Here is a 19464-nt window from a genome sequence, read left to right as displayed (position 1 = left end):
TAATTGCTACGGATTATGGCTGAATCGGTGAAGCAGATTTGCCTTATGGCGCACATTATCACGGTAAAGAAAGTGCCGGAACATCTTAACCTGGCGAAAATTAAAACATTGTTGAAGATTGCAGGCAAAAAAAAGCCCCACCAAACTGGCGGGGCAAAGAGAATAGCTAATTAGCTATTTAACGCGGGACGTTCGCTGATAGCGATACGCTGCGCTGCGATGGGTTCAGGCTCATTACGAATTAGATCAATATGCAGTAAACCATTAACGAAGGTTGCGCCAGAGACCTCCATATTTTCAGCCAGCGTAAAGCTCAGGCTAAACGGCTGATTCATAAGCCCTTGATGCAGCCATTTCTTCTCTTCTTTTGGCTGCTCAGGCGTGCCTTTTACGCTCAGGCGCGTACCTTCCAGTTGAATCTCTAAATCTTCCTGACGGAAACCAGCCAACGCCAGAGTAATGCGGTAGTGGTTATCGTCGCTTTTCTCAATGTTGTACGGCGGGAAGCTCTGGCTTTCACCGGCGTTTTGCAATGCGTTGGCCAGTTTGTCAAAACCGATCCATTGACGCATCAGTGGGGATAAATCGAAGTTACGCATAGTCATTTCTCCTTCTAAGAAGCGAGTAAGTACCTGCAAATCCGAAGATTCGCATATGCTCCCTGACGGCGAGCATGGAAATGTCAGGCCGCGCCTGGCGGCCTTAGGGAATTAGTTGATTTCGATACGGCGCGGTTTTTTCGCTTCCGGGATCACACGTTCGAGATCGATATACAGCAGACCATTTACCAGGTTAGCACCACGAACATGAATGTTCTCGGCTAACTGGAATTTGCGTTCAAAGTTGCGTTCAGCGATGCCCTGGTACAGATAGGTGCGCTCTTTTTGTTCGTCAGCATGAGCACCTTTCACCACCAGCAGATTGTCCTGGGCGGTAATTTCCAGTTCACTCTCAGCAAAACCCGCGACTGCGATAGCAATGCGGTAATGGTTTTCGTCTACCAGTTCAACGTTATACGGAGGGTAGCCACCATTACTCTGGCTCTGGTTGTTTTCTAAGTGGTTAAACAAACGGTCAAATCCAATAGCAGAACGGTAAAGCGGGGATAAATCAAAGTTACGCATAATCAATAGCTCCTGAAATCAGCGAGAATATAAGACCTTCCACAATGGACAGGTCGGGTAGCCAGAACACCCATCAGGCGCGTTCTCATCAGCTACGGTATAAAAATGGGTCTGGATATGCACTTTTCAAGCCTTTCCAACGGACTTTTTTTTGCAGTTTGTGGTCTATTGCATAGACTGGAGGACAGCACGAAACGTTAAAGTGCGATAGCCGCCACAGTGCGACATGATGATGATGTTATTTTCGGCAAGGGATCGCTATAACACATCATGCCAACACCCACGATTAACAGATGAATTTATTATGATAAGAAATGTGTTGTTAGCGTCCATGATATGCAGCGGAATGACATTACTCGGAGGATGCTCCAGCGTAATGTCCCATACCGGAGGTAAGGAGGGAACGTATCCCGGCACCCGCGCTAGTGTCACCATGATTGGCGATGACACGACAAACTGGGGAACCAAATCGCTGGCGATTCTCGATATGCCATTTACCGCAGTCATGGACACACTTTTGCTGCCGTGGGATGCGTTCCGCAAAGACAGTTCGGTGCGCTCGCGCGTGGAAAAAAGCGAAGCCGACGCGCAAGCCATCAATGCCGTCATTCCACCAGCCAGAATGCCAGCGAACTGACTAGCGACCCGTTTCGGTGATCCACAGCTGACCTGCTTCCATCCACGCCAGCCATTTACCGTCCGGCGAGAAGACCACGGCGTCTGCCGAAGGTGGGTTGGCGTGATTATCAGTTAAATACTCAACCTCACCGCTTTGCGCATGGGCACAAGCAATCCGATTATCCAGCACAAAGCCCAACCATTCTCCTGACGGATGCCAGTTAAATGCAGACTGAATATCCGTTTTGTTATGAGTTAACTGGCGCGGCTCACCGCCCTTTGGCGAGATAAGCCACAGTTGCACAATGCCGTAATCATCGCGCATTAAAAACGCGATTTGCGTTCCCTGCGGGTTACAGCGTACCCAGTGGCGCGGGACGTTGACTAACCCCGGATAAGTCCGATGGTGTGTAAAGGTTAAACGTCGCTGCACGACGCCGCGCGGTGGCGCGGGCAGGGTTGTTTCCGTTCCGCTTAACGGCGCATCACTTGTTGCTTTCCAGCCTGTTTCATCTTGCGGCAGCTCAACAATAAACAGCTCCGGCACTTTCTCGCCCTTTTGCGAAAGCGTGTCGCCAATAAACGCCAGTGCGTGGTTTCCTACCCATCCTTCTTCATAAGCGCGATTGATTTCATCACTGCCAGGCTGCGGCGTGGGCGTAGTTTTACTCACCAGCACGCACCAGTGGCTACCGCTGTATTCACGCGGATGCTGCTTTTGTACGTTGACCGGGCCAAACGGTGACGCCACCCCGACGTTTCGCAAATCCAGCGCCGAATCAAGTTCATGCATTACATGGTCGTTATAAGTAAAACTCACCATTTCACCGTTCGGGCTAAAAACATGCACATGGCTGCCGCCGCGTAGCGCCCCTGGAGTGTACGGAACGGTAATATCCATTGCATCGAGATTACTCACTTTGCCGCCTTCAGCAATCACACCCCGACGGTGATGGAAATCGTAATGCCATGTTTCATCAGGATTTTCAGGACCGTGGATGAAGACATATTTCTCTGACTTCGGATGAACGGTCACCACGCCGACGTGTGCGCCCTGTGACGCCCGGTAGATAACCTCGACCTCGCCGGTATGGATATTCACGCGCTCAATGGTCTCGCCGGTAAACGACGCGCCAGAAGGGCGCACATCAAACACCAGCCACTGGCTGTCGGGTGTCCAGGTATTGGTATTGGTGAGCAAGTGATTTCGTGAAGCGTTGGTGAGTTGTTTCATGGCGTGATCCTGATACAAAACGGTTCCCGCCATCATACTTCACAAGGACTTCACTTTCAGACAATAGTCTTTTGCCATCGTGATGAATGTGAGTAAAAAGATGGAACATTTCGACGTGGCGATTATTGGCCTCGGCCCGGCAGGTTCGGCGCTGGCGCGGCAGTTAGCAGGCAAAATGCAGGTGATCGCGCTGGATAAAAAGCACCAGTGCGGTACTGAAGGTTTCAGCAAGCCTTGTGGCGGTCTGTTGGCACCGGACGCACAGCGTTCTTTTATTCGCGATGGACTGACGCTTCCTGTCGATGTGATCGCCAATCCGCAGATTTTCAGCGTCAAAACCGTCGACGTCGCCGCATCGCTCACGCGTAACTACCAACGGAGCTATATCAATATTAATCGCCATGCTTTCGACTTGTGGATGAAGTCACTGATCCCCGCCAGCGTTGAGGTTTACCACGACAGCCTGTGTCGAAAAATCTGGCGTGAGGATGATAAATGGCATGTCATTTTTCGCGCAGACGGCTGGGAGCAGCATATTACCGCCCGCTATCTGATCGGTGCCGATGGTGCCAACTCGATGGTGCGGCGACATCTCTACCCGGATCATCAGATTCGTAAATATGTCGCTATCCAGCAGTGGTTCGCAGAGAAACATCCGGTGCCGTTCTACTCCTGTATCTTTGATAATGCGATAACGGACTGTTATTCATGGAGTATTAGCAAAGACGGTTATTTTATCTTTGGCGGAGCCTATCCGATGAAAGACGGTCAGGCGCGTTTCGCGGCGCTGAAAGAAAAAATGAACGCCTTTCAGTTCCAGTTTGGCAAAGCGGTGAAAAGCGAAAAATGCACGGTGTTATTTCCCTCACGCTGGCAGGATTTTGTCTGCGGTAAGGACAACGCCTTTCTTATTGGTGAAGCGGCGGGATTCATCAGCGCCAGCTCACTGGAGGGGATTAGCTATGCGCTCGATAGCGCAGACATTCTTCGTTCGGTATTACTGAAGCAGCCAGAGAAGATCAATACCGCCTACTGGCGCGCCACCCGCAAATTGCGTTTAAAACTCTACGGCAAGATATTAAAAAGCCGATGCCTGACTGCACCTGCCTTAAGAAAGTGGATTATGCGCAGTGGTGTGGCGCATATTCCGCAGATGAATTGCGCCGGGCACTATTCTGAAAGCAGGATGCTTTATCCTAAATAAGTGAAAAGAAAGGTATGCTTTCAGCTGTTTCATTGTTGTTTAAAGGATTAATCATGAGTTTGAATTTTAAGGGATTTTTTAAGGCTGCCGGTTTGTGTTTTTTGGCATTTGCGTTGACCGGATGTATCACCTGGGGGTTGGTTTCCAATACCGCAAGCCGTCCACATGCCCAGCAATGGCGGTCAGACACGATTAAGGGGTTATCGCTGGCTGAAGACAGTAACGGAACGAAAGGCTATGTTTTTGTTGGCGAATCGCTGGACTACCTGTTGACCACCGGCGGCGGTGAGGTGGTTAAAATGCTGAACGATCCGGCTATTCATGGCGAAAGAATCACCGTTTCCGATAATGCGAAATTTATTTTAAGCAGCAGTGATACGAATTTTTCTGGTGCAATAACGCTCTATTACGACTGGGATAACGAGGAAGATAAAGCACTGGCGACACAATATGGTTTTGTGTGTGATTCTCAGCGTTGTACATGGATGCTGGACGGCCTGAAAGGCTCTATCCACCAGAAAAATAAAAAAGCGGATTACTCAAATGTGATGGTTTTCCATCAGCCCTTTACGGTGGGATTTTATGAGTACAAAACAACAAATGGCGTCCCGCGCGGACTCGCTAATGCGCTGCTGCCAGTCACCATTACGCTGGATATTGTGACTTCACCACTCCAGTTCCTGATTTTATGCACGACCAGAAATTGTTAATCGCTGCGGGCAAACACATTTATGCTGTTTGCCCGCCCATTGATTAATTCAGCACATACTTTTCGATTGCAAACGCCACGCCATCTTCAAGGTTGGATTTGGTGACAAAGTTTGCCACTTCTTTCACTGACGGGATGGCGTTATCCATCGCCACACCAACGCCTGCATATTCAATCATTGCGATGTCGTTTTCCTGATCGCCAATCGCCATAATTTCTTCCGGCTTAATGCCCAACACTTCCGCCAGCGATTTCACGCCGGTGCCTTTATTGACGCGTTTATCGAGGATTTCGAGGAAGTACGGTGCACTTTTCAGCACGGTGTATTTCTCTTTTACTTCCTGCGGAATGCGCGCGATGGCCTGGTCGAGGATGGCGGGTTCATCAATCATCATCACTTTCAGGAACTGGGTGTCAGGGTTCATTTTCTCCGCTTCGCAGAATACCAGCGGAATGGTGGCCACAAACGACTCATGCACCGTGTAGTAACTGATATCGCGGTTGGCGGTGTACAGCGTGGTGCGATCCAGCGCGTGGAAGTGAGAACCGACTTCACGAGAGAGTTTTTCCAGGAAACGGTAGTCGTCATAGCTGAGAGCGGTTTGCGCTACGGTGCTACCATCAGCGGCCTTCTGCACCAGCGCGCCATTGTAAGTAATGCAGTAGTCGCCCGGCTGTTCCATATGCAGTTCTTTCAGGTAGTTGTGAACACCTGCATAAGGACGCCCTGTTGTCAGCACAACATTCACGCCACGGGCGCGAGCGGCGGCAATCGCGTTTTTAACAGCGGGAGAAATGGTGTGATCGGGCAGCAGAAGGGTGCCATCCATATCGATAGCAATGAGTTTGATAGCCATGAGTTCCCCAGGTAGATTGGTTCCTGACCCATGCTAACGCGATTCCGCTCAAAAATCAGTACAACACCCGAGGGAAAAGGGGGATGCAACGCGCGTTGCGTGCTCCCCTTTTGCTTAGCGGAAGAGTTTCCCTTTCAGTAACTCCATACCAGCGGAAAGCAGATCGTTATTGGCTTGTGGTGACACTTCACCCTGCGGCGAGAGGGCATCAATAATCTTCGGCAATTGTTCCGCCAGCATGTTGGAAGCAACACTGGTATCTACGCCGAGTTTTTGCCCGAGATCGGACACCGCGTTTGTGCCGAGCGCCGACTCCAGTTGCTCGCCACTCACCGGCTGATTGCCCTGTTGATTACTCAACCAGGTTGAGAGAATGGCACCTAAACCGCCACTTTGCAGTTTTTCCAGCAGCACCTGGATGCCTCCCTGCTCCTCAACCCAACTTAAAATCGCCTGATATTTTCCCGCATCGCCTTTCAGAAAGGCACCGACAACTTCATCAAAAAGCCCCATGATAATCACCTGTAAAGCGTTACGTGTTGACCCAAAAAGTATAGTTCTGCGGGATGATAATTGCGGATTGCAGAAATAAAAAGGGCGGAGATGATCTCCGCCCTTTTTTTATAGCTTCTTGCCGGATGCGGCGTTAACGCCTTATCCGGCCTACAAAATCATGCAAATTCAATACATTGCAGGAGTCTCGTAGGACTGATAAGCGTAGCGCATCAGGCACGCTCGCATGGTTAACGCCATTAAATATCGATATTCGCCGCTTTCAGGGCGTTCTCTTCGATAAACGCACGACGCGGTTCTACGGCGTCGCCCATCAGCGTGGTGAACAGCTGGTCGGCGGCAATCGCATCCTTAACGGTAACGCGCAGCATACGACGGCTTTCCGGGTCCATAGTGGTTTCCCACAGCTGTTCCGGGTTCATCTCGCCCAGACCTTTATAACGCTGGATGGAGAGGCCGCGACGGGACTCTTTCACCAGCCAGTCCAGCGCCTGCTCGAAGCTGGCTACCGGCTGACGACGTTCACCACGTTCAATAAACGCATCTTCTTCCAGCAAGCCACGCAGTTTCTCGCCCAGCGTGCAGATACGACGATATTCGCCGCCGGTGATAAACTCGTGATCCAGCGGATAGTCAGTATCCACGCCGTGGGTACGCACGCGAACAATCGGCTCGAACAGGTTTTTCTCGGCATTGGTGTGGACATCAAACTTCCACTGGCTGCCGTGCTGTTCTTTGTCGTTCAGTTCGCTGACCAGCGCGTTCACCCAGCGGGTCACAATCTGCTCGTCAGAGAGATCCGCTTCCGTCAGCGTCGGCTGATAGATAAGCTCTTTCAGCATTGCTTTCGGATAGCGACGTTCCATGCGAACGATCATTTTCTGCGCCGCATTGTACTCCGACACCAGTTTTTCTAACGCTTCGCCAGCTAAAGCTGGTGCACTGGCGTTGGTATGCAAAGATGCACCATCCAGAGCGATAGAAATTTGGTACTGATCCATCGCTTCATCGTCTTTAATGTACTGCTCTTGCTTGCCTTTCTTCACTTTGTACAGCGGCGGTTGAGCAATGTAGACATGACCGCGTTCGATGATTTCCGGCATCTGACGATAGAAGAAGGTCAACAGCAATGTACGAATGTGCGAGCCGTCGACGTCCGCATCGGTCATGATGATGATGCTGTGATAACGCAGTTTGTCCGGATTGTATTCGTCACGACCGATACCACAACCAAGCGCGGTGATAAGCGTCGCCACTTCCTGGGAAGCAAGCATCTTATCGAAACGGGCTTTCTCAACGTTGAGGATTTTACCCTTCAGCGGCAGAATCGCCTGGTTCTTGCGGTTACGCCCCTGTTTTGCAGAGCCGCCCGCAGAGTCCCCTTCCACAAGGTACAGTTCGGAAAGCGCCGGGTCGCGTTCCTGACAGTCCGCCAGTTTGCCCGGCAGGCCAGCTAAGTCCAGCGCGCCTTTACGACGCGTCATTTCACGGGCGCGACGTGCAGCTTCACGCGCACGGGCAGCATCAATGATTTTGCCGACCACGATTTTCGCGTCAGTTGGGTTTTCCAGCAGGTATTCTGCCAGCAGTTCGTTCATCTGCTGTTCTACCGCCGATTTCACCTCAGAAGAAACCAGTTTGTCTTTGGTCTGGGAGGAGAATTTCGGGTCTGGTACTTTCACAGACACAACCGCAATCAACCCTTCACGCGCATCGTCGCCGGTGGCGCTGACTTTGGCTTTTTTGCTGTAGCCTTCTTTGTCCATGTAGGCGTTCAGTGTACGGGTCATCGCCGCACGGAAACCTGCCAGGTGAGTACCGCCGTCACGCTGCGGAATGTTGTTAGTAAAGCAGTAGATGTTTTCCTGGAAGCCATCGTTCCACTGCAATGCCACTTCGACGCCGATACCGTCTTTTTCGGTGGAGAAGTAGAAGATATTCGGGTGGATTGGCGTTTTATTCTTGTTCAGATACTCGACAAACGCCTTGATACCACCTTCATAGTGGAAGTGGTCTTCTTTACCATCACGCTTGTCTTTCAGGCGAATGGAAACGCCAGAGTTGAGGAACGACAACTCACGCAGACGTTTCGCCAGGATTTCATATTCGAACTCGGTCACATTGGTGAACGTTTCGAGGCTTGGCCAGAAACGTACCATAGTGCCGGTTTTATCGGTATCGCCGGTAACCGCCAGCGGTGCCTGCGGTACACCGTGCTCGTAGATCTGACGGTGAATTTTACCTTCACGCTGGATAACCAGCTCCAGTTTTTGCGACAGGGCGTTTACTACCGAAACACCAACGCCGTGCAGACCGCCGGACACTTTATAGGAGTTATCGTCAAATTTACCGCCTGCGTGCAGGACAGTCATGATCACTTCCGCCGCCGATACGCCCTCTTCCGGGTGAATACCGGTCGGAATACCGCGCCCGTCATCCTGTACGGAGACAGAGTTATCGGCGTGAATGGTGACGATAATTTCTTTACAGTGACCCGCGAGCGCTTCGTCGATAGCGTTATCTACCACCTCGAATACCATGTGGTGCAGACCGGTGCCGTCATCCGTGTCGCCGATATACATACCAGGGCGCTTACGCACCGCATCCAGCCCTTTCAGGACTTTGATACTGGAGGAGTCATAAGAATTCGACATCAACGTTTCTCGCTCATTTATACTTGGGTTAATCCGTTATTTTACCCTTTTCCACGGTAAACATCTTCGAATTTTCGTCCGACATGTCTATAACGTGTTCAGCACTGATCGCACTGACAAAGACCTGTGATTGCGTCGCTTTTAAGCGGCTGGCAAGCAGTCCGCGACGCTCATCATCAAGCTCAGAGGCAAAATCATCTATCAGGTAGAGACACCGCCGCCCGCTTTCACGGGTGAGGAACTCTCCTTGCGCCAGACGTAAGGCGCACATCAGCAGCTTTAGCTGCCCACGCGATAAGGTATCTTCCACCGGAGCACCGTCGGCGCGAATGCGTAAGTCCGCTTTGTGCGGGCCGTGCGCGGTGTAGGTTAGCTGGCGATCGCGTTCAAAATTACGTTCCAGCACCTCAGCGTACTCTGTCTCTTTCTCCCAGCCGCGCTGGAAAGAGAAAGTCAGAGAAAACTCAGGAAGAAATTGCTTACAGGTATCAGCCATATCGGCAGCGATACCGGCGCTATACTCCGCGCGCCAGGTGCTGATTTGCTCCGCCAGCGGGATCAGTTCTTTATCCCACGGGCGTAGCTGTTCGTAACGTGTCACCTGGCGCAGCGCCGCATTGCGCTGCTTGAGCAAACGCTTGAGATTGCTCCAGGCGGTGAAAAATCCGGGTTCGTTGTGAAAGCATCCCCAGTCGAGGAATGCTCTTCTGTATTTGGGGCCGCCGTTGAGTAAAGTAAACCCTTCTGGCGTTATCAGTTGCATCGGCATCAGGTGCGCCAGCTCCGCAACTTTATGCCCGTCAGTACCATCGATGCGGACTTTGCTGTCGCCCTGTTTATCTTTGGTTAAACCAATTGCCGTCTCGCGCTCTTCACCCTGTAATCGCCCGTGGAGAATAAACGCCTCCTGCTCATGGCGAATGACGCGACCAATCTGCAAACTACGAAACGCCCGACCGTGACCGAGCGTATAGATGGCTTCCAGCACGCTGGTTTTGCCACTGCCGTTGGCACCCACCAGAAAGTTAAAGCCAAGAGATAAAGCGAGATCCGCGTTTTCGATATTGCGGAAATCGCGGATCAACAAGCGGGTGAGGGACATTACAGTCTCATTGGCATGACAACATAAGCCGCGCTCTGGCTGGCGGCATCTTCAATCTGCACACTGGAAACCGAATCAGTCAGCATCATGCGCACGTTTTCGCATTTCAGCGCGTTCAGAACATCCAGCACATAGCTGACATTAAAGCCGATTTCCATCTCTGCGCCGCTGTAGGTGACGTCGAGGATCTCTTCCGCTTCTTCCTGTTCTGGGTTATTAGCGGTGATTTTCAGCTGATTTTCACTGACATACAGACGCACGCCACGGAATTTCTCGTTAGAGAGAATCGCCGCACGAGCAAAAGCCTGCTTGAGGAGATCGCAGCCTGCTTCCAGATGTTTGTCCGGGTTCTTCGGCAGAACGCGACGGTAATCCGGGAAGCGACCATCCACCAGTTTGGAGGTGAAGATAAAGTCGCCAACGTGGGCGCGAATGTTGTTGCTGCCAATTTGCACGCGCAGCGGATTGTCGCCGCCGTCGAGCATACGCATGAGTTCAATCACGCCTTTACGCGGCACAATCACCGAATGGCTCGGCAAAGACTGACCAATCGGCATTGAGCAGACCGCCAGACGGTGACCGTCGGTCGCCACGGTGCGCAGCTCTTCACCTTCGGTTTCGAACAGCATACCGTTTAAATAATAACGAACGTCCTGATGCGCCATTGAAAACTGGGTCGCTTCAATCAGACGCTTCATTGTCGCCTGCGGCAGGGTAAATTCAACTTCACTCTGCCAGTCATCGAGGTTCGGGAAATCTGCCGCAGGCAGGGTAGAAAGCGAAAAACGGCTACGCCCGGAGCGTACCAGCATCCGCTCACCTTCCAGTTGCACGGCAATTTCCGCGCCTTCAGGCAGACCACGGCAGATATCAAAGAATTTGCGCGCCGGAACGGTCGTCGCCCCTGGTTCGTGCGGCTGAATCAGCGCAACACGTGCCACCATTTCCATCTCGAGATCAGTACCGGTCAGCGACAACGTACCGTCAGCAACCTGTAACAGCAGATTACCGAGAATCGGTAGCGTAGGACGACCACCTAACGGACCGCTCACCTGTTGTAGCGGTTTTAATAAATGCTCACGTTCTACGGTAAATTTCATAGGATTAAGATGACAATGTTCTGATTAAATTTGAAAAATCTTCTTTGATATCATGGCTCTCTTCACGCAACTGCTCGATCTTACGGCAGGCATGAAGCACCGTCGTGTGGTCACGACCGCCAAACGCATCGCCGATCTCTGGCAGACTGTGGTTAGTCAGCTCTTTCGCCAGCGCCATCGCCATCTGGCGCGGACGCGCCACCGAGCGAGATCGACGCTTGGAAAGGAGATCCGCGACTTTGATCTTGTAGTACTCTGCCACCGTCTTCTGAATATTGTCGATGGTGACCAGTTTTTCCTGCAATGCCAGCAAGTCGCGCAGCGCCTCACGCACGAAGTCGATGGTGATCGCCCGTCCGGTAAAGTTGGCGTTAGCAATGACGCGGTTCAGCGCCCCTTCCAGCTCACGTACGTTAGATCGTAGACGCTTGGCGATAAAGAACGCCACTTCGCCCGGCAAACGAATGTCGTTTTCGTCAGCCTTTTTCATCAGGATCGCCACGCGAGTTTCCAGCTCTGGCGGTTCGATCGCCACAGTCAGTCCCCAGCCAAAGCGGGATTTCAAACGATCCTCAACGCCGTTGATCTCTTTCGGATAGCGATCCGAGGTGAGAATGATCTGCTGATTACCTTCAAGCAGGGCGTTGAAGGTGTGGAAAAACTCTTCCTGGGATCGTTCTTTATTAGCAAAAAACTGAATATCGTCGATCAGCAGCGCATCAACAGAACGGTAGTAGCGTTTAAACTCTTCAATCGCGTTGTTTTGCAGGGCTTTTACCATATCCTGCACAAAACGTTCGGAGTGCATATAAACCACTTTGGCATTGGGCTTGCGCGCCATAATGCCATTGCCCACCGCATGGAGCAGGTGAGTTTTCCCCAGCCCCGTGCCGCCATAAAGGAACAACGGGTTATAGGCGCCGCCAGGGTTGTCTGCCACCTGGCGAGCCGCCGCGCGCGCCAGTTGGTTAGATTTACCTTCGACGAAGTTATCAAATGTATGTTTAACGTTAACGTTGGAACGATAGGTCGGTTCTGCCGGAGCCGGAACGTTATCCCAACCCGAGCGCGTCGCAGGTGCAGCACGTTGCGGTTGCACCTGAGCTGCCTGAGCGGGTGCAACGGTGTTACTGGCAGGGACTTTCAGCGTTTGTGTCACGGGCTTTGTACCCACTTCAAAACGCAGCTGTGGGGCATCCGCTCCGCAGAAACTGGTTAGCAGTCCATTGATATTATTGAGGTACTTGTCCCGTACCCAGTCGAGGACAAAACGGTTTGGCGCGTACAAGGCCAGCGTGTTATCGCTCAGTTCCGCCTGCAATGGGCGTATCCACATACTAAATTCTGTGGCTGGTAACTCATCCTGCAATCGGGCAAGACACTGCTGCCAAAGCGAAAGTGACACGGCGGACTCCACTCGAACAAAAGTCGATTATGACTAAGGCTGAAACATTCATGATTGTTGACGCACGTCGAAAAGACCCTGCATGAGGGTGACGCACGAACCGCTGTCTGCGGTTATATGCCCGATCAAGATCCTGCAAAACGATCGGGACCGAGGATCATAGCCTAAACTGCGCAAGAGATCTTCTGTTTCTCACAGATTTTCCCGATTTATCCACAGGGCTTTCCAGAACCCGTTAAGTGTAAACGATCCAGGCACAAGGCGGGCACGATTTAGGCCGCATATTGGAAAATTTAATGACCATAAACAAAATTAGTCTTAATCGATCTAATAAAGATCCTGAGCGATCCTTGCGCTTTACCTGGTAGCCCGTATAATCCTCCACCCGGCGCGCAATGCTGGTTTTCACCGGTATACAGTTGCACTTTTTCCCTGTGAAAAGGTGCGGAAAAGCGCGGTAAATAAGGAAAGAGAATTGACTCCGGAGTGTACAATTATTACAATCCGGCCTCTTTAATCACCCATGGCTTCGGTGTCCATCGTTCGATTTTCGGACGGATATCCAATAAAGCCATTGAATTTATTCAAGTTTAGGTAGAAATCGCCATGAAACGCACTTTTCAACCGTCTGTACTGAAGCGCAACCGTTCTCACGGCTTCCGTGCTCGTATGGCTACTAAAAATGGTCGTCAGGTACTGGCACGTCGTCGTGCTAAAGGCCGTGCTCGTCTGACCGTTTCTAAGTAATAAAGCTAACCCCTGAGTGGTTAAGCTCGCATTTCCCAGGGAGTTACGCTTGTTAACTCCCAGTCAATTCACATTCGTCTTCCAGCAGCCACAACGGGCTGGCACGCCGCAAATCACCATCCTCGGCCGCCTGAATTCGCTGGGGCATCCCCGTATCGGTCTTACAGTCGCCAAGAAAAACGTTCGACGAGCGCATGAACGCAATCGGATTAAACGTCTGACGCGTGAAAGCTTCCGTCTACGCCAACATGAACTCCCGGCTATGGATTTCGTGGTGGTGGCGAAAAAAGGGGTTGCCGACCTCGATAACCGTGCTCTCTCGGAAGCGTTGGAAAAATTATGGCGCCGCCACTGTCGCCTGGCTCGCGGGTCCTGATAGCCCTCATTCGGGTCTACCAACGCCTGATTAGTCCGCTACTCGGGCCGCATTGTCGTTTCACTCCAACCTGTTCAAGCTACGGAATTGAGGCATTGCGCAGGTTTGGAGTGATAAAAGGCAGTTGGTTGACGGTGAAACGCGTATTAAAATGCCACCCTTTACACCCTGGTGGTGACGATCCCGTCCCGCCCGGACCATTTGATACCAGAGAACACTAACGATGGATTCGCAACGCAATCTTTTAGTCATCGCTTTGCTGTTCGTGTCTTTCATGATCTGGCAAGCCTGGGAGCAGGATAAAAACCCGCAACCTCAGGCTCAACAGACCACGCAGACAACGACCACCGCAGCGGGTAGCGCCGCCGACCAGGGCGTACCGGCCAGTGGCCAGGGGAAACTGATTTCGGTTAAAACCGACGTGCTTGATCTGACCATCAACACCCGTGGTGGTGATGTTGAGCAGGCCCTGCTGCCGGCTTACCCGAAAGAGCTGAACTCTACCCAGCCGTTCCAGCTGCTGGAAACCTCACCGCAGTTTATTTATCAGGCACAGAGCGGTCTGACCGGTCGTGATGGCCCGGATAACCCGGCTAATGGCCCGCGTCCGCTGTATAACGTCGAAAAAGACGCTTATGTGCTGGCGGAGGGTCAAAACGAACTGCAGGTGCCGATGACGTATACCGACGCGGCAGGCAACACGTTTACCAAAACGTTTGTCCTGAAACGTGGTGATTACGCTGTCAACGTCAACTACAACGTGCAGAACGCTGGCGAAAAACCGCTGGAGATCTCCACTTTTGGTCAGTTGAAGCAATCCATCACTCTGCCACCGCATCTCGATACCGGAAGCAGCAACTTTGCGCTGCATACCTTCCGTGGCGCGGCGTACTCCACGCCTGACGAGAAGTACGAGAAATACAAGTTCGATACTATTGCTGACAACGAAAACCTGAACATCTCTTCGAAAGGTGGTTGGGTTGCGATGCTGCAACAGTATTTCGCAACTGCATGGATCCCGCATAACGACGGCACCAACAACTTCTATACCGCTAATCTGGGTAACGGCATTGCCGCTATCGGCTATAAGTCTCAGCCGGTACTGGTTCAGCCAGGTCAGACTGGCGCGATGAACAGCACCCTGTGGGTTGGCCCGGAAATCCAGGACAAAATGGCGGCCGTTGCTCCGCACCTGGATCTGACCGTTGATTACGGTTGGTTGTGGTTCATCTCTCAGCCGCTGTTCAAACTGCTGAAATGGATCCATAGCTTTGTGGGTAACTGGGGCTTCTCCATTATCATCATCACCTTTATCGTTCGTGGCATCATGTACCCGCTGACCAAAGCGCAGTACACCTCCATGGCGAAGATGCGTATGCTGCAGCCGAAGATTCAGGCAATGCGTGAGCGTCTGGGCGATGACAAACAGCGTATCAGCCAGGAAATGATGGCGCTGTATAAAGCTGAGAAGGTTAACCCGCTGGGCGGCTGCTTCCCGCTGCTGATCCAGATGCCAATCTTCCTGGCGTTGTACTACATGCTGATGGGTTCCGTTGAGCTGCGCCAGGCGCCATTTGCACTGTGGATCCACGACCTGTCTGCACAGGACCCGTACTACATCCTGCCGATCCTGATGGGCGTAACGATGTTCTTCATTCAGAAGATGTCGCCGACCACCGTGACCGACCCGATGCAGCAGAAGATCATGACCTTCATGCCGGTCATCTTCACCGTGTTCTTCCTGTGGTTCCCGTCAGGTCTGGTGCTGTACTATATCGTCAGCAACCTGGTAACCATTATTCAGCAGCAGCTGATTTACCGTGGTCTGGAAAAACGTGGTCTGCATAGCCGCGAGAAGAAAAAATCCTGATTCGGTGAGTTTTCGCTAAAATAAGGGCGGTCAGTTGACCGCCTTTTTTATTTGTATTGATGAGATAAACCATGAGCCATAACGACACTATCGTCGCCCAGGCAACCCCACCGGGACGCGGTGGTGTGGGCATCCTGCGCATCTCCGGCCTCAAAGCCCGTGAAGTTGCCGAAACCGTGCTGGGTAAATTGCCGAAGCCGCGCTACGCCGATTATCTTCCGTTCAAAGACGCCGACGGCAGCGTGCTGGATCAGGGCATCGCGCTATGGTTCCCTGGCCCGAATTCGTTCACCGGTGAAGATGTGCTGGAACTGCAAGGTCATGGCGGTCCGGTCATCCTCGACCTGCTGTTAAAACGTATTCTGACCATTCCTGGACTGCGGATTGCTCGCCCTGGTGAGTTTTCAGAACGCGCGTTTCTTAACGATAAACTCGATTTAGCCCAGGCCGAAGCGATTGCGGATCTTATCGACGCCAGCTCAGAACAGGCGGCTCGTTCGGCGCTTAACTCACTGCAAGGCGCGTTCTCCGCACGGGTCAATCATCTGGTTGAAGCCCTCACCCACTTGCGCATTTACGTCGAAGCGGCGATTGATTTCCCCGATGAAGAGATCGATTTCCTCTCCGACGGTAAAATTGAAGCCCAGCTCAATGACGTGATTGCCGATCTCGATGCAGTACGTGCAGAAGCACGTCAGGGCAGTCTGCTGCGCGAAGGGATGAAGGTGGTGATTGCCGGGCGTCCTAACGCCGGTAAATCGAGCCTGTTAAACGCGCTGGCAGGGCGTGAAGCGGCGATAGTGACTGATATAGCCGGAACCACGCGTGACGTGCTGCGTGAGCATATCCACATTGACGGAATGCCACTGCATATCATCGATACCGCCGGGCTACGTGAAGCCAGCGATGAAGTTGAACGTATTGGTATCGAGCGAGCGTGGCAGGAAATTGAACAGGCCGACCGCGTGCTGTTTATGGTTGATGGCACGACGACAGACGCCGTTGATCCGGCAGAAATCTGGCCGGAATTTATCGCCCGTCTGCCTGCGAAACTACCGATCACTGTTGTGCGCAATAAAGCTGATATCACCGGCGAAACGCTGGGAATGAGCGAAGTGAACGGTCACGCGTTGATTCGTCTCTCTGCAAGGACTGGCGAAGGCGTGGATGTGTTGCGTAACCATCTCAAACAGAGCATGGGTTTCGACACTAATATGGAAGGCGGTTTCCTGGCGCGCCGTCGTCACCTGCAGGCGCTAGAACAAGCGGCGGAGCATCTGCAACAGGGCAAAGCGCAACTGTTAGGTGCATGGGCGGGTGAATTGCTTGCGGAAGAACTACGCCTGGCACAGCAAAACTTAAGCGAAATCACCGGGGAATTTACTTCTGACGATCTGCTGGGGCGAATTTTCTCCAGCTTCTGTATCGGTAAGTAACCCGTACCTACAAAGCCGCATCCAGATTGCCTGATGCGGCTTTGCTTTCTTGTTAGCACTCTTATTATTACTCAACCCTTTTTATAAACCTTAGCCTTCTTACGTAACTTATTTTCTTAAAAAAGCATTTAATATTGTTTCGCAACCGTTTGTGATTCGATTCACATTTAAACAATTTCAGAATAGACAAAAATCTTGAGTATTATACTGTAACGTTGTGTCTTTCGAGGATAAGTACATTATGAATACCTTACATATATGTGTGACCTCAAAGTGGTTTAATATTGACAACAGAATTGTCGATCACCGCCCTTAATTTGCCCTTCTGTAGCCATCATCAGAGTCAAACCGAATTAGATTCAATGTGATCTATGAGTTTGCTACGTCTTTATTTTCTTTTTTTATATACGCTATTACTGATTTAATTGCTTTCTTAAAGCAGTAACGGTTCTTGTATATATGTGGGAAATTAATAGATATTGCAAATGTAATATTCACAGGGATCACTGCAATTAAAATAAATGAAGGATTATGCAATGGAAAACTTTAAACACCTCCCTGAACCGTTCCGCATTCGTGTTATTGAGCCAGTAAAACGTACCACTCGTGCTTACCGTGAAGAAGCGATTATTAAATCCGGTATGAACCCATTTCTGCTGGATAGCGAAGATGTGTTTATCGATTTACTGACCGACAGTGGCACCGGAGCGGTAACTCAAAGTATGCAGGCAGCGATGATGCGCGGCGACGAAGCCTACAGCGGCAGCCGCAGCTACTACGCATTAGCCGAGTCAGTGAAGAATATCTTTGGTTATCAATACACCATTCCGACTCACCAGGGGCGTGGCGCAGAGCAAATCTACATTCCGGTACTGATTAAAAAACGCGAGCAGGAAAAAGGCCTGGATCGCAGCAAAATGGTAGCGTTCTCGAATTATTTCTTCGACACCACTCAGGGCCATAGCCAGATTAACGGCTGTACTGTGCGTAACGTCTATATCAAAGAAGCCTTCGATACTGGCGTGCGTTACGACTTTAAAGGCAACTTTGACCTCGAAGGATTAGAACGCGGTATTGAAGAAGTTGGCCCGAATAACGTGCCGTATATCGTTGCTACCATCACCAGTAACTCCGCAGGCGGTCAGCCGGTATCTCTGGCAAATATGAAAGCGATGTACAGCATTGCGAAGAAATATGACATTCCTGTAGTGATGGACTCCGCGCGCTTTGCTGAAAACGCCTATTTCATCAAGCAACGTGAAGCTGAATACAAAGACTGGACTATCGAGCAGATTACCCGCGAAACCTACAAATATGCCGATATGCTGGCAATGTCCGCCAAGAAAGATGCGATGGTGCCAATGGGCGGCCTGCTGTGCGTGAAAGACGACAGCTTCTTCGATGTCTATACCGAGTGCAGAACCCTTTGCGTGGTGCAGGAAGGTTTCCCGACTTATGGTGGACTGGAAGGCGGCGCGATGGAGCGTCTGGCGGTAGGTCTGTATGACGGCATGAATCATGACTGGCTGGCCTATCGTATTGCGCAGGTGCAGTATCTGGTCGATGGTCTGGAAGAGATTGGCGTTGTCTGCCAGCAAGCGGGCGGTCACGCGGCATTCGTTGATGCCGGTAAACTGTTGCCGCATATTCCGGCAGATCAGTTCCCGGCACAGGCGCTGGCGTGCGAGCTGTATAAAGTCGCCGGTATCCGTGCGGTAGAAATTGGGTCTTTCCTGTTAGGCCGCGATCCGAAAACCGGTAAACAACTGCCGTGCCCGGCAGAATTGCTGCGTTTAACCATTCCACGCGCGACCTATACTCAAACACATATGGACTTTATTATTGAAGCCTTCAAACATGTGAAAGAAAATGCAGCCAATATTAAAGGATTGACCTTTACCTACGAACCGAAAGTATTGCGTCACTTCACCGCAAAACTGAAAGAAGTTTAATTAATACACTCAGAGTGGCTATAAGGATGTTAGCCACTCCATTCCCTACATCCTCAATAACAAAAATAGCCTTCCTCTAAAGGTGGCATCATGACTGAACAAGCAGAAAAAAAACACTCTGCATTTTGGGGTGTTATGGTTATAGCAGGTACAGTAATCGGTGGAGGTATGTTTGCTTTACCTGTTGATCTTGCCGGCGCCTGGTTTTTCTGGGGTGCCTTTATCCTTATCATTGCCTGGTTTTCAATGCTACATTCTGGGTTACTATTATTAGAAGCAAATTTAAATTATCCCGTCGGCTCCAGTTTTAATACCATCACTAAAGATTTAATCGGTAACACCTGGAACATTATCAGCGGCATTACCGTTGCCTTCGTTCTCTATATTCTCACTTACGCCTATATCTCTGCTAACGGCGCGATCATTAGCGAAACGATATCAATGAATTTGGGCTACCATGCCAATCCTCGCATTGTCGGGATCTGCACGGCCATTTTCGTCGCCAGCATATTATGGATAAGTTCGTTAGCCGCCAGCCGTATTATAGACTGGCCCCCTGAACC

The 19464-nt window shown here is 51.2% G+C and carries 21 protein-coding genes and 1 other annotated feature; of the genes, 12 read left to right on the top strand and 9 right to left on the bottom strand.

Going from position 1 to position 19464, the window contains the following annotated elements:
* Positions 1 to 170: 170 nt before the first annotated feature.
* Positions 171 to 599 (bottom strand): small heat shock chaperone IbpB, encoded by a 429-nt coding sequence (ibpB, locus tag A7589_RS09460; RefSeq protein ID WP_001243431.1) that lies wholly within the window; start codon positions 597 to 599, stop codon positions 171 to 173.
* A 111-nt stretch (positions 600 to 710) separates the two neighbouring features.
* A complete protein-coding gene (gene ibpA, locus A7589_RS09455; RefSeq protein ID WP_001243437.1) occupies positions 711 to 1124 on the bottom strand; it encodes a small heat shock chaperone IbpA in 414 nt (137 codons plus the stop codon).
* Positions 1118 to 1190: a sequence feature (ROSE (Repression Of Heat Shock gene Expression) occurs in the 5'-region of heat shock genes and acts as an RNA thermometer to modulate expression.), on the bottom strand. (Overlaps the previous gene by 7 nt.)
* Before the next feature lie 238 nt (positions 1191 to 1428).
* Between ibpA and A7589_RS09450 the strand changes: the two genes are divergently transcribed.
* Positions 1429 to 1761 (top strand): YceK/YidQ family lipoprotein, encoded by a 333-nt coding sequence (locus tag A7589_RS09450; protein ID WP_064732606.1) that lies wholly within the window; start codon positions 1429 to 1431, stop codon positions 1759 to 1761.
* On the opposite strand, the gene A7589_RS09445 is transcribed toward A7589_RS09450, so the two are convergent.
* Positions 1762 to 2976: a YidR family protein gene (locus A7589_RS09445; protein ID WP_010350484.1), complete on the bottom strand. Its 1215-nt coding sequence runs from the start codon at positions 2974 to 2976 to the stop codon at positions 1762 to 1764. It abuts the gene before it with no gap.
* A gap of 100 nt (positions 2977 to 3076) precedes the next feature.
* Between A7589_RS09445 and cbrA the strand changes: the two genes are divergently transcribed.
* Both cbrA and A7589_RS09435 read left to right on the top strand, forming a co-directional pair.
* A complete protein-coding gene (cbrA, locus tag A7589_RS09440) occupies positions 3077 to 4180 on the top strand; it encodes a colicin M resistance lipid reductase CbrA (RefSeq protein WP_016231523.1) in 1104 nt (367 codons plus the stop codon).
* A 53-nt stretch (positions 4181 to 4233) separates the two neighbouring features.
* Positions 4234 to 4890 (top strand): YidX family protein, encoded by a 657-nt coding sequence (locus A7589_RS09435; protein WP_000055722.1) that lies wholly within the window; start codon positions 4234 to 4236, stop codon positions 4888 to 4890.
* A gap of 43 nt (positions 4891 to 4933) precedes the next feature.
* Here A7589_RS09435 and yidA read toward each other — a convergent pair whose 3' ends face one another.
* From yidA to dnaA, 6 genes are all read right to left on the bottom strand, one after another.
* A complete protein-coding gene (gene yidA / locus A7589_RS09430) occupies positions 4934 to 5746 on the bottom strand; it encodes a sugar-phosphatase (RefSeq protein ID WP_000985555.1) in 813 nt (270 codons plus the stop codon).
* Positions 5747 to 5860: 114 nt separating this feature from the next.
* A complete protein-coding gene (locus A7589_RS09425) occupies positions 5861 to 6301 on the bottom strand; it encodes a YidB family protein (protein ID WP_473087412.1) in 441 nt (146 codons plus the stop codon).
* A gap of 197 nt (positions 6302 to 6498) precedes the next feature.
* A complete protein-coding gene (gyrB, locus tag A7589_RS09420; RefSeq protein ID WP_000072052.1) occupies positions 6499 to 8913 on the bottom strand; it encodes a DNA topoisomerase (ATP-hydrolyzing) subunit B in 2415 nt (804 codons plus the stop codon).
* 28 nt (positions 8914 to 8941) lie between these two features.
* Positions 8942 to 10015 (bottom strand): DNA replication/repair protein RecF, encoded by a 1074-nt coding sequence (gene recF / locus A7589_RS09415; protein ID WP_000060088.1) that lies wholly within the window; start codon positions 10013 to 10015, stop codon positions 8942 to 8944.
* On the bottom strand, positions 10015 to 11115 hold the full coding sequence (gene dnaN, locus A7589_RS09410) for a DNA polymerase III subunit beta (protein WP_000673456.1): 1101 nt from the start codon (positions 11113 to 11115) through the stop codon (positions 10015 to 10017). The genes recF and dnaN overlap by 1 nt, the downstream gene beginning before the upstream one ends.
* Positions 11116 to 11119: 4 nt before the next feature.
* A complete protein-coding gene (gene dnaA / locus A7589_RS09405) occupies positions 11120 to 12520 on the bottom strand; it encodes a chromosomal replication initiator protein DnaA (protein WP_000059099.1) in 1401 nt (466 codons plus the stop codon).
* 296 nt (positions 12521 to 12816) lie between these two features.
* Here dnaA and A7589_RS23670 point away from each other — a divergent pair, with 296 nt between their 5' ends.
* The 9 genes from A7589_RS23670 to A7589_RS09365 all read left to right on the top strand — a co-directional run.
* Positions 12817 to 12888, top strand: coding sequence for a hypothetical protein (locus A7589_RS23670; protein WP_123056761.1), 72 nt, complete (start codon positions 12817 to 12819; stop codon positions 12886 to 12888).
* Between the two features lie 238 nt (positions 12889 to 13126).
* Positions 13127 to 13267 (top strand): 50S ribosomal protein L34, encoded by a 141-nt coding sequence (rpmH, locus tag A7589_RS09400; protein WP_000831330.1) that lies wholly within the window; start codon positions 13127 to 13129, stop codon positions 13265 to 13267.
* Positions 13268 to 13283: 16 nt separating this feature from the next.
* Positions 13284 to 13643: a ribonuclease P protein component gene (rnpA, locus tag A7589_RS09395; protein ID WP_000239730.1), complete on the top strand. Its 360-nt coding sequence runs from the start codon at positions 13284 to 13286 to the stop codon at positions 13641 to 13643.
* Positions 13607 to 13864 carry a membrane protein insertion efficiency factor YidD gene (gene yidD / locus A7589_RS09390; RefSeq protein ID WP_001307474.1) on the top strand — a complete coding sequence of 86 codons (258 nt, stop codon included), beginning with the start codon at positions 13607 to 13609 and terminating at the stop codon, positions 13862 to 13864. Before rnpA ends, yidD begins: the two co-directional genes overlap by 37 nt.
* A 2-nt stretch (positions 13865 to 13866) precedes the next feature.
* A complete protein-coding gene (yidC, locus tag A7589_RS09385) occupies positions 13867 to 15513 on the top strand; it encodes a membrane protein insertase YidC (protein ID WP_000378258.1) in 1647 nt (548 codons plus the stop codon).
* A 71-nt stretch (positions 15514 to 15584) separates the two neighbouring features.
* On the top strand, positions 15585 to 16949 hold the full coding sequence (gene mnmE / locus A7589_RS09380; protein WP_000019084.1) for a tRNA uridine-5-carboxymethylaminomethyl(34) synthesis GTPase MnmE: 1365 nt from the start codon (positions 15585 to 15587) through the stop codon (positions 16947 to 16949).
* Between the two features lie 241 nt (positions 16950 to 17190).
* On the top strand, positions 17191 to 17265 hold the full coding sequence (gene tnaC / locus A7589_RS09375) for a tryptophanase leader peptide (protein WP_032147965.1): 75 nt from the start codon (positions 17191 to 17193) through the stop codon (positions 17263 to 17265).
* 220 nt (positions 17266 to 17485) lie between these two features.
* Positions 17486 to 18901, top strand: coding sequence for a tryptophanase (tnaA, locus tag A7589_RS09370; protein ID WP_010347274.1), 1416 nt, complete (start codon positions 17486 to 17488; stop codon positions 18899 to 18901).
* A gap of 90 nt (positions 18902 to 18991) precedes the next feature.
* On the top strand, positions 18992 to 19464 hold a 473-nt coding region (locus A7589_RS09365), incomplete at its 3' end, for an aromatic amino acid transport family protein (RefSeq protein WP_286174494.1).

Source organism: Escherichia sp. MOD1-EC6475 (assembly GCF_003046645.1).
GTDB lineage: Bacteria > Pseudomonadota > Gammaproteobacteria > Enterobacterales > Enterobacteriaceae > Escherichia > Escherichia ruysiae.
The sequence above is the reverse complement of the archived record's forward strand: the minus strand, read 5'-3'. Positions and strand labels throughout refer to the sequence as shown.

Excerpts from the sequence above, each read along its gene's own strand:
- ibpB (WP_001243431.1), bottom strand. The coding sequence starts at position 599 with ATGCGTAACTTCGATTTATCCCCACTGATGCGTCAATGGATCGGTTTT.
- ibpA (WP_001243437.1), bottom strand. The coding sequence starts at position 1,124 with ATGCGTAACTTTGATTTATCCCCGCTTTACCGTTCTGCTATTGGATTT.
- A7589_RS09450 (WP_064732606.1), top strand. The coding sequence starts at position 1,429 with ATGATAAGAAATGTGTTGTTAGCGTCCATGATATGCAGCGGAATGACA.
- A7589_RS09445 (WP_010350484.1), bottom strand. The coding sequence starts at position 2,976 with ATGAAACAACTCACCAACGCTTCACGAAATCACTTGCTCACCAATACC.
- cbrA (WP_016231523.1), top strand. The coding sequence starts at position 3,077 with ATGGAACATTTCGACGTGGCGATTATTGGCCTCGGCCCGGCAGGTTCG.
- A7589_RS09435 (WP_000055722.1), top strand. The coding sequence starts at position 4,234 with ATGAGTTTGAATTTTAAGGGATTTTTTAAGGCTGCCGGTTTGTGTTTT.
- yidA (WP_000985555.1), bottom strand. The coding sequence starts at position 5,746 with ATGGCTATCAAACTCATTGCTATCGATATGGATGGCACCCTTCTGCTG.
- gyrB (WP_000072052.1), bottom strand. The coding sequence starts at position 8,913 with ATGTCGAATTCTTATGACTCCTCCAGTATCAAAGTCCTGAAAGGGCTG.
- recF (WP_000060088.1), bottom strand. The coding sequence starts at position 10,015 with ATGTCCCTCACCCGCTTGTTGATCCGCGATTTCCGCAATATCGAAAAC.
- dnaN (WP_000673456.1), bottom strand. The coding sequence starts at position 11,115 with ATGAAATTTACCGTAGAACGTGAGCATTTATTAAAACCGCTACAACAG.
- rpmH (WP_000831330.1), top strand. The coding sequence starts at position 13,127 with ATGAAACGCACTTTTCAACCGTCTGTACTGAAGCGCAACCGTTCTCAC.
- yidD (WP_001307474.1), top strand. The coding sequence starts at position 13,607 with ATGGCGCCGCCACTGTCGCCTGGCTCGCGGGTCCTGATAGCCCTCATT.
- yidC (WP_000378258.1), top strand. The coding sequence starts at position 13,867 with ATGGATTCGCAACGCAATCTTTTAGTCATCGCTTTGCTGTTCGTGTCT.
- mnmE (WP_000019084.1), top strand. The coding sequence starts at position 15,585 with ATGAGCCATAACGACACTATCGTCGCCCAGGCAACCCCACCGGGACGC.
- tnaA (WP_010347274.1), top strand. The coding sequence starts at position 17,486 with ATGGAAAACTTTAAACACCTCCCTGAACCGTTCCGCATTCGTGTTATT.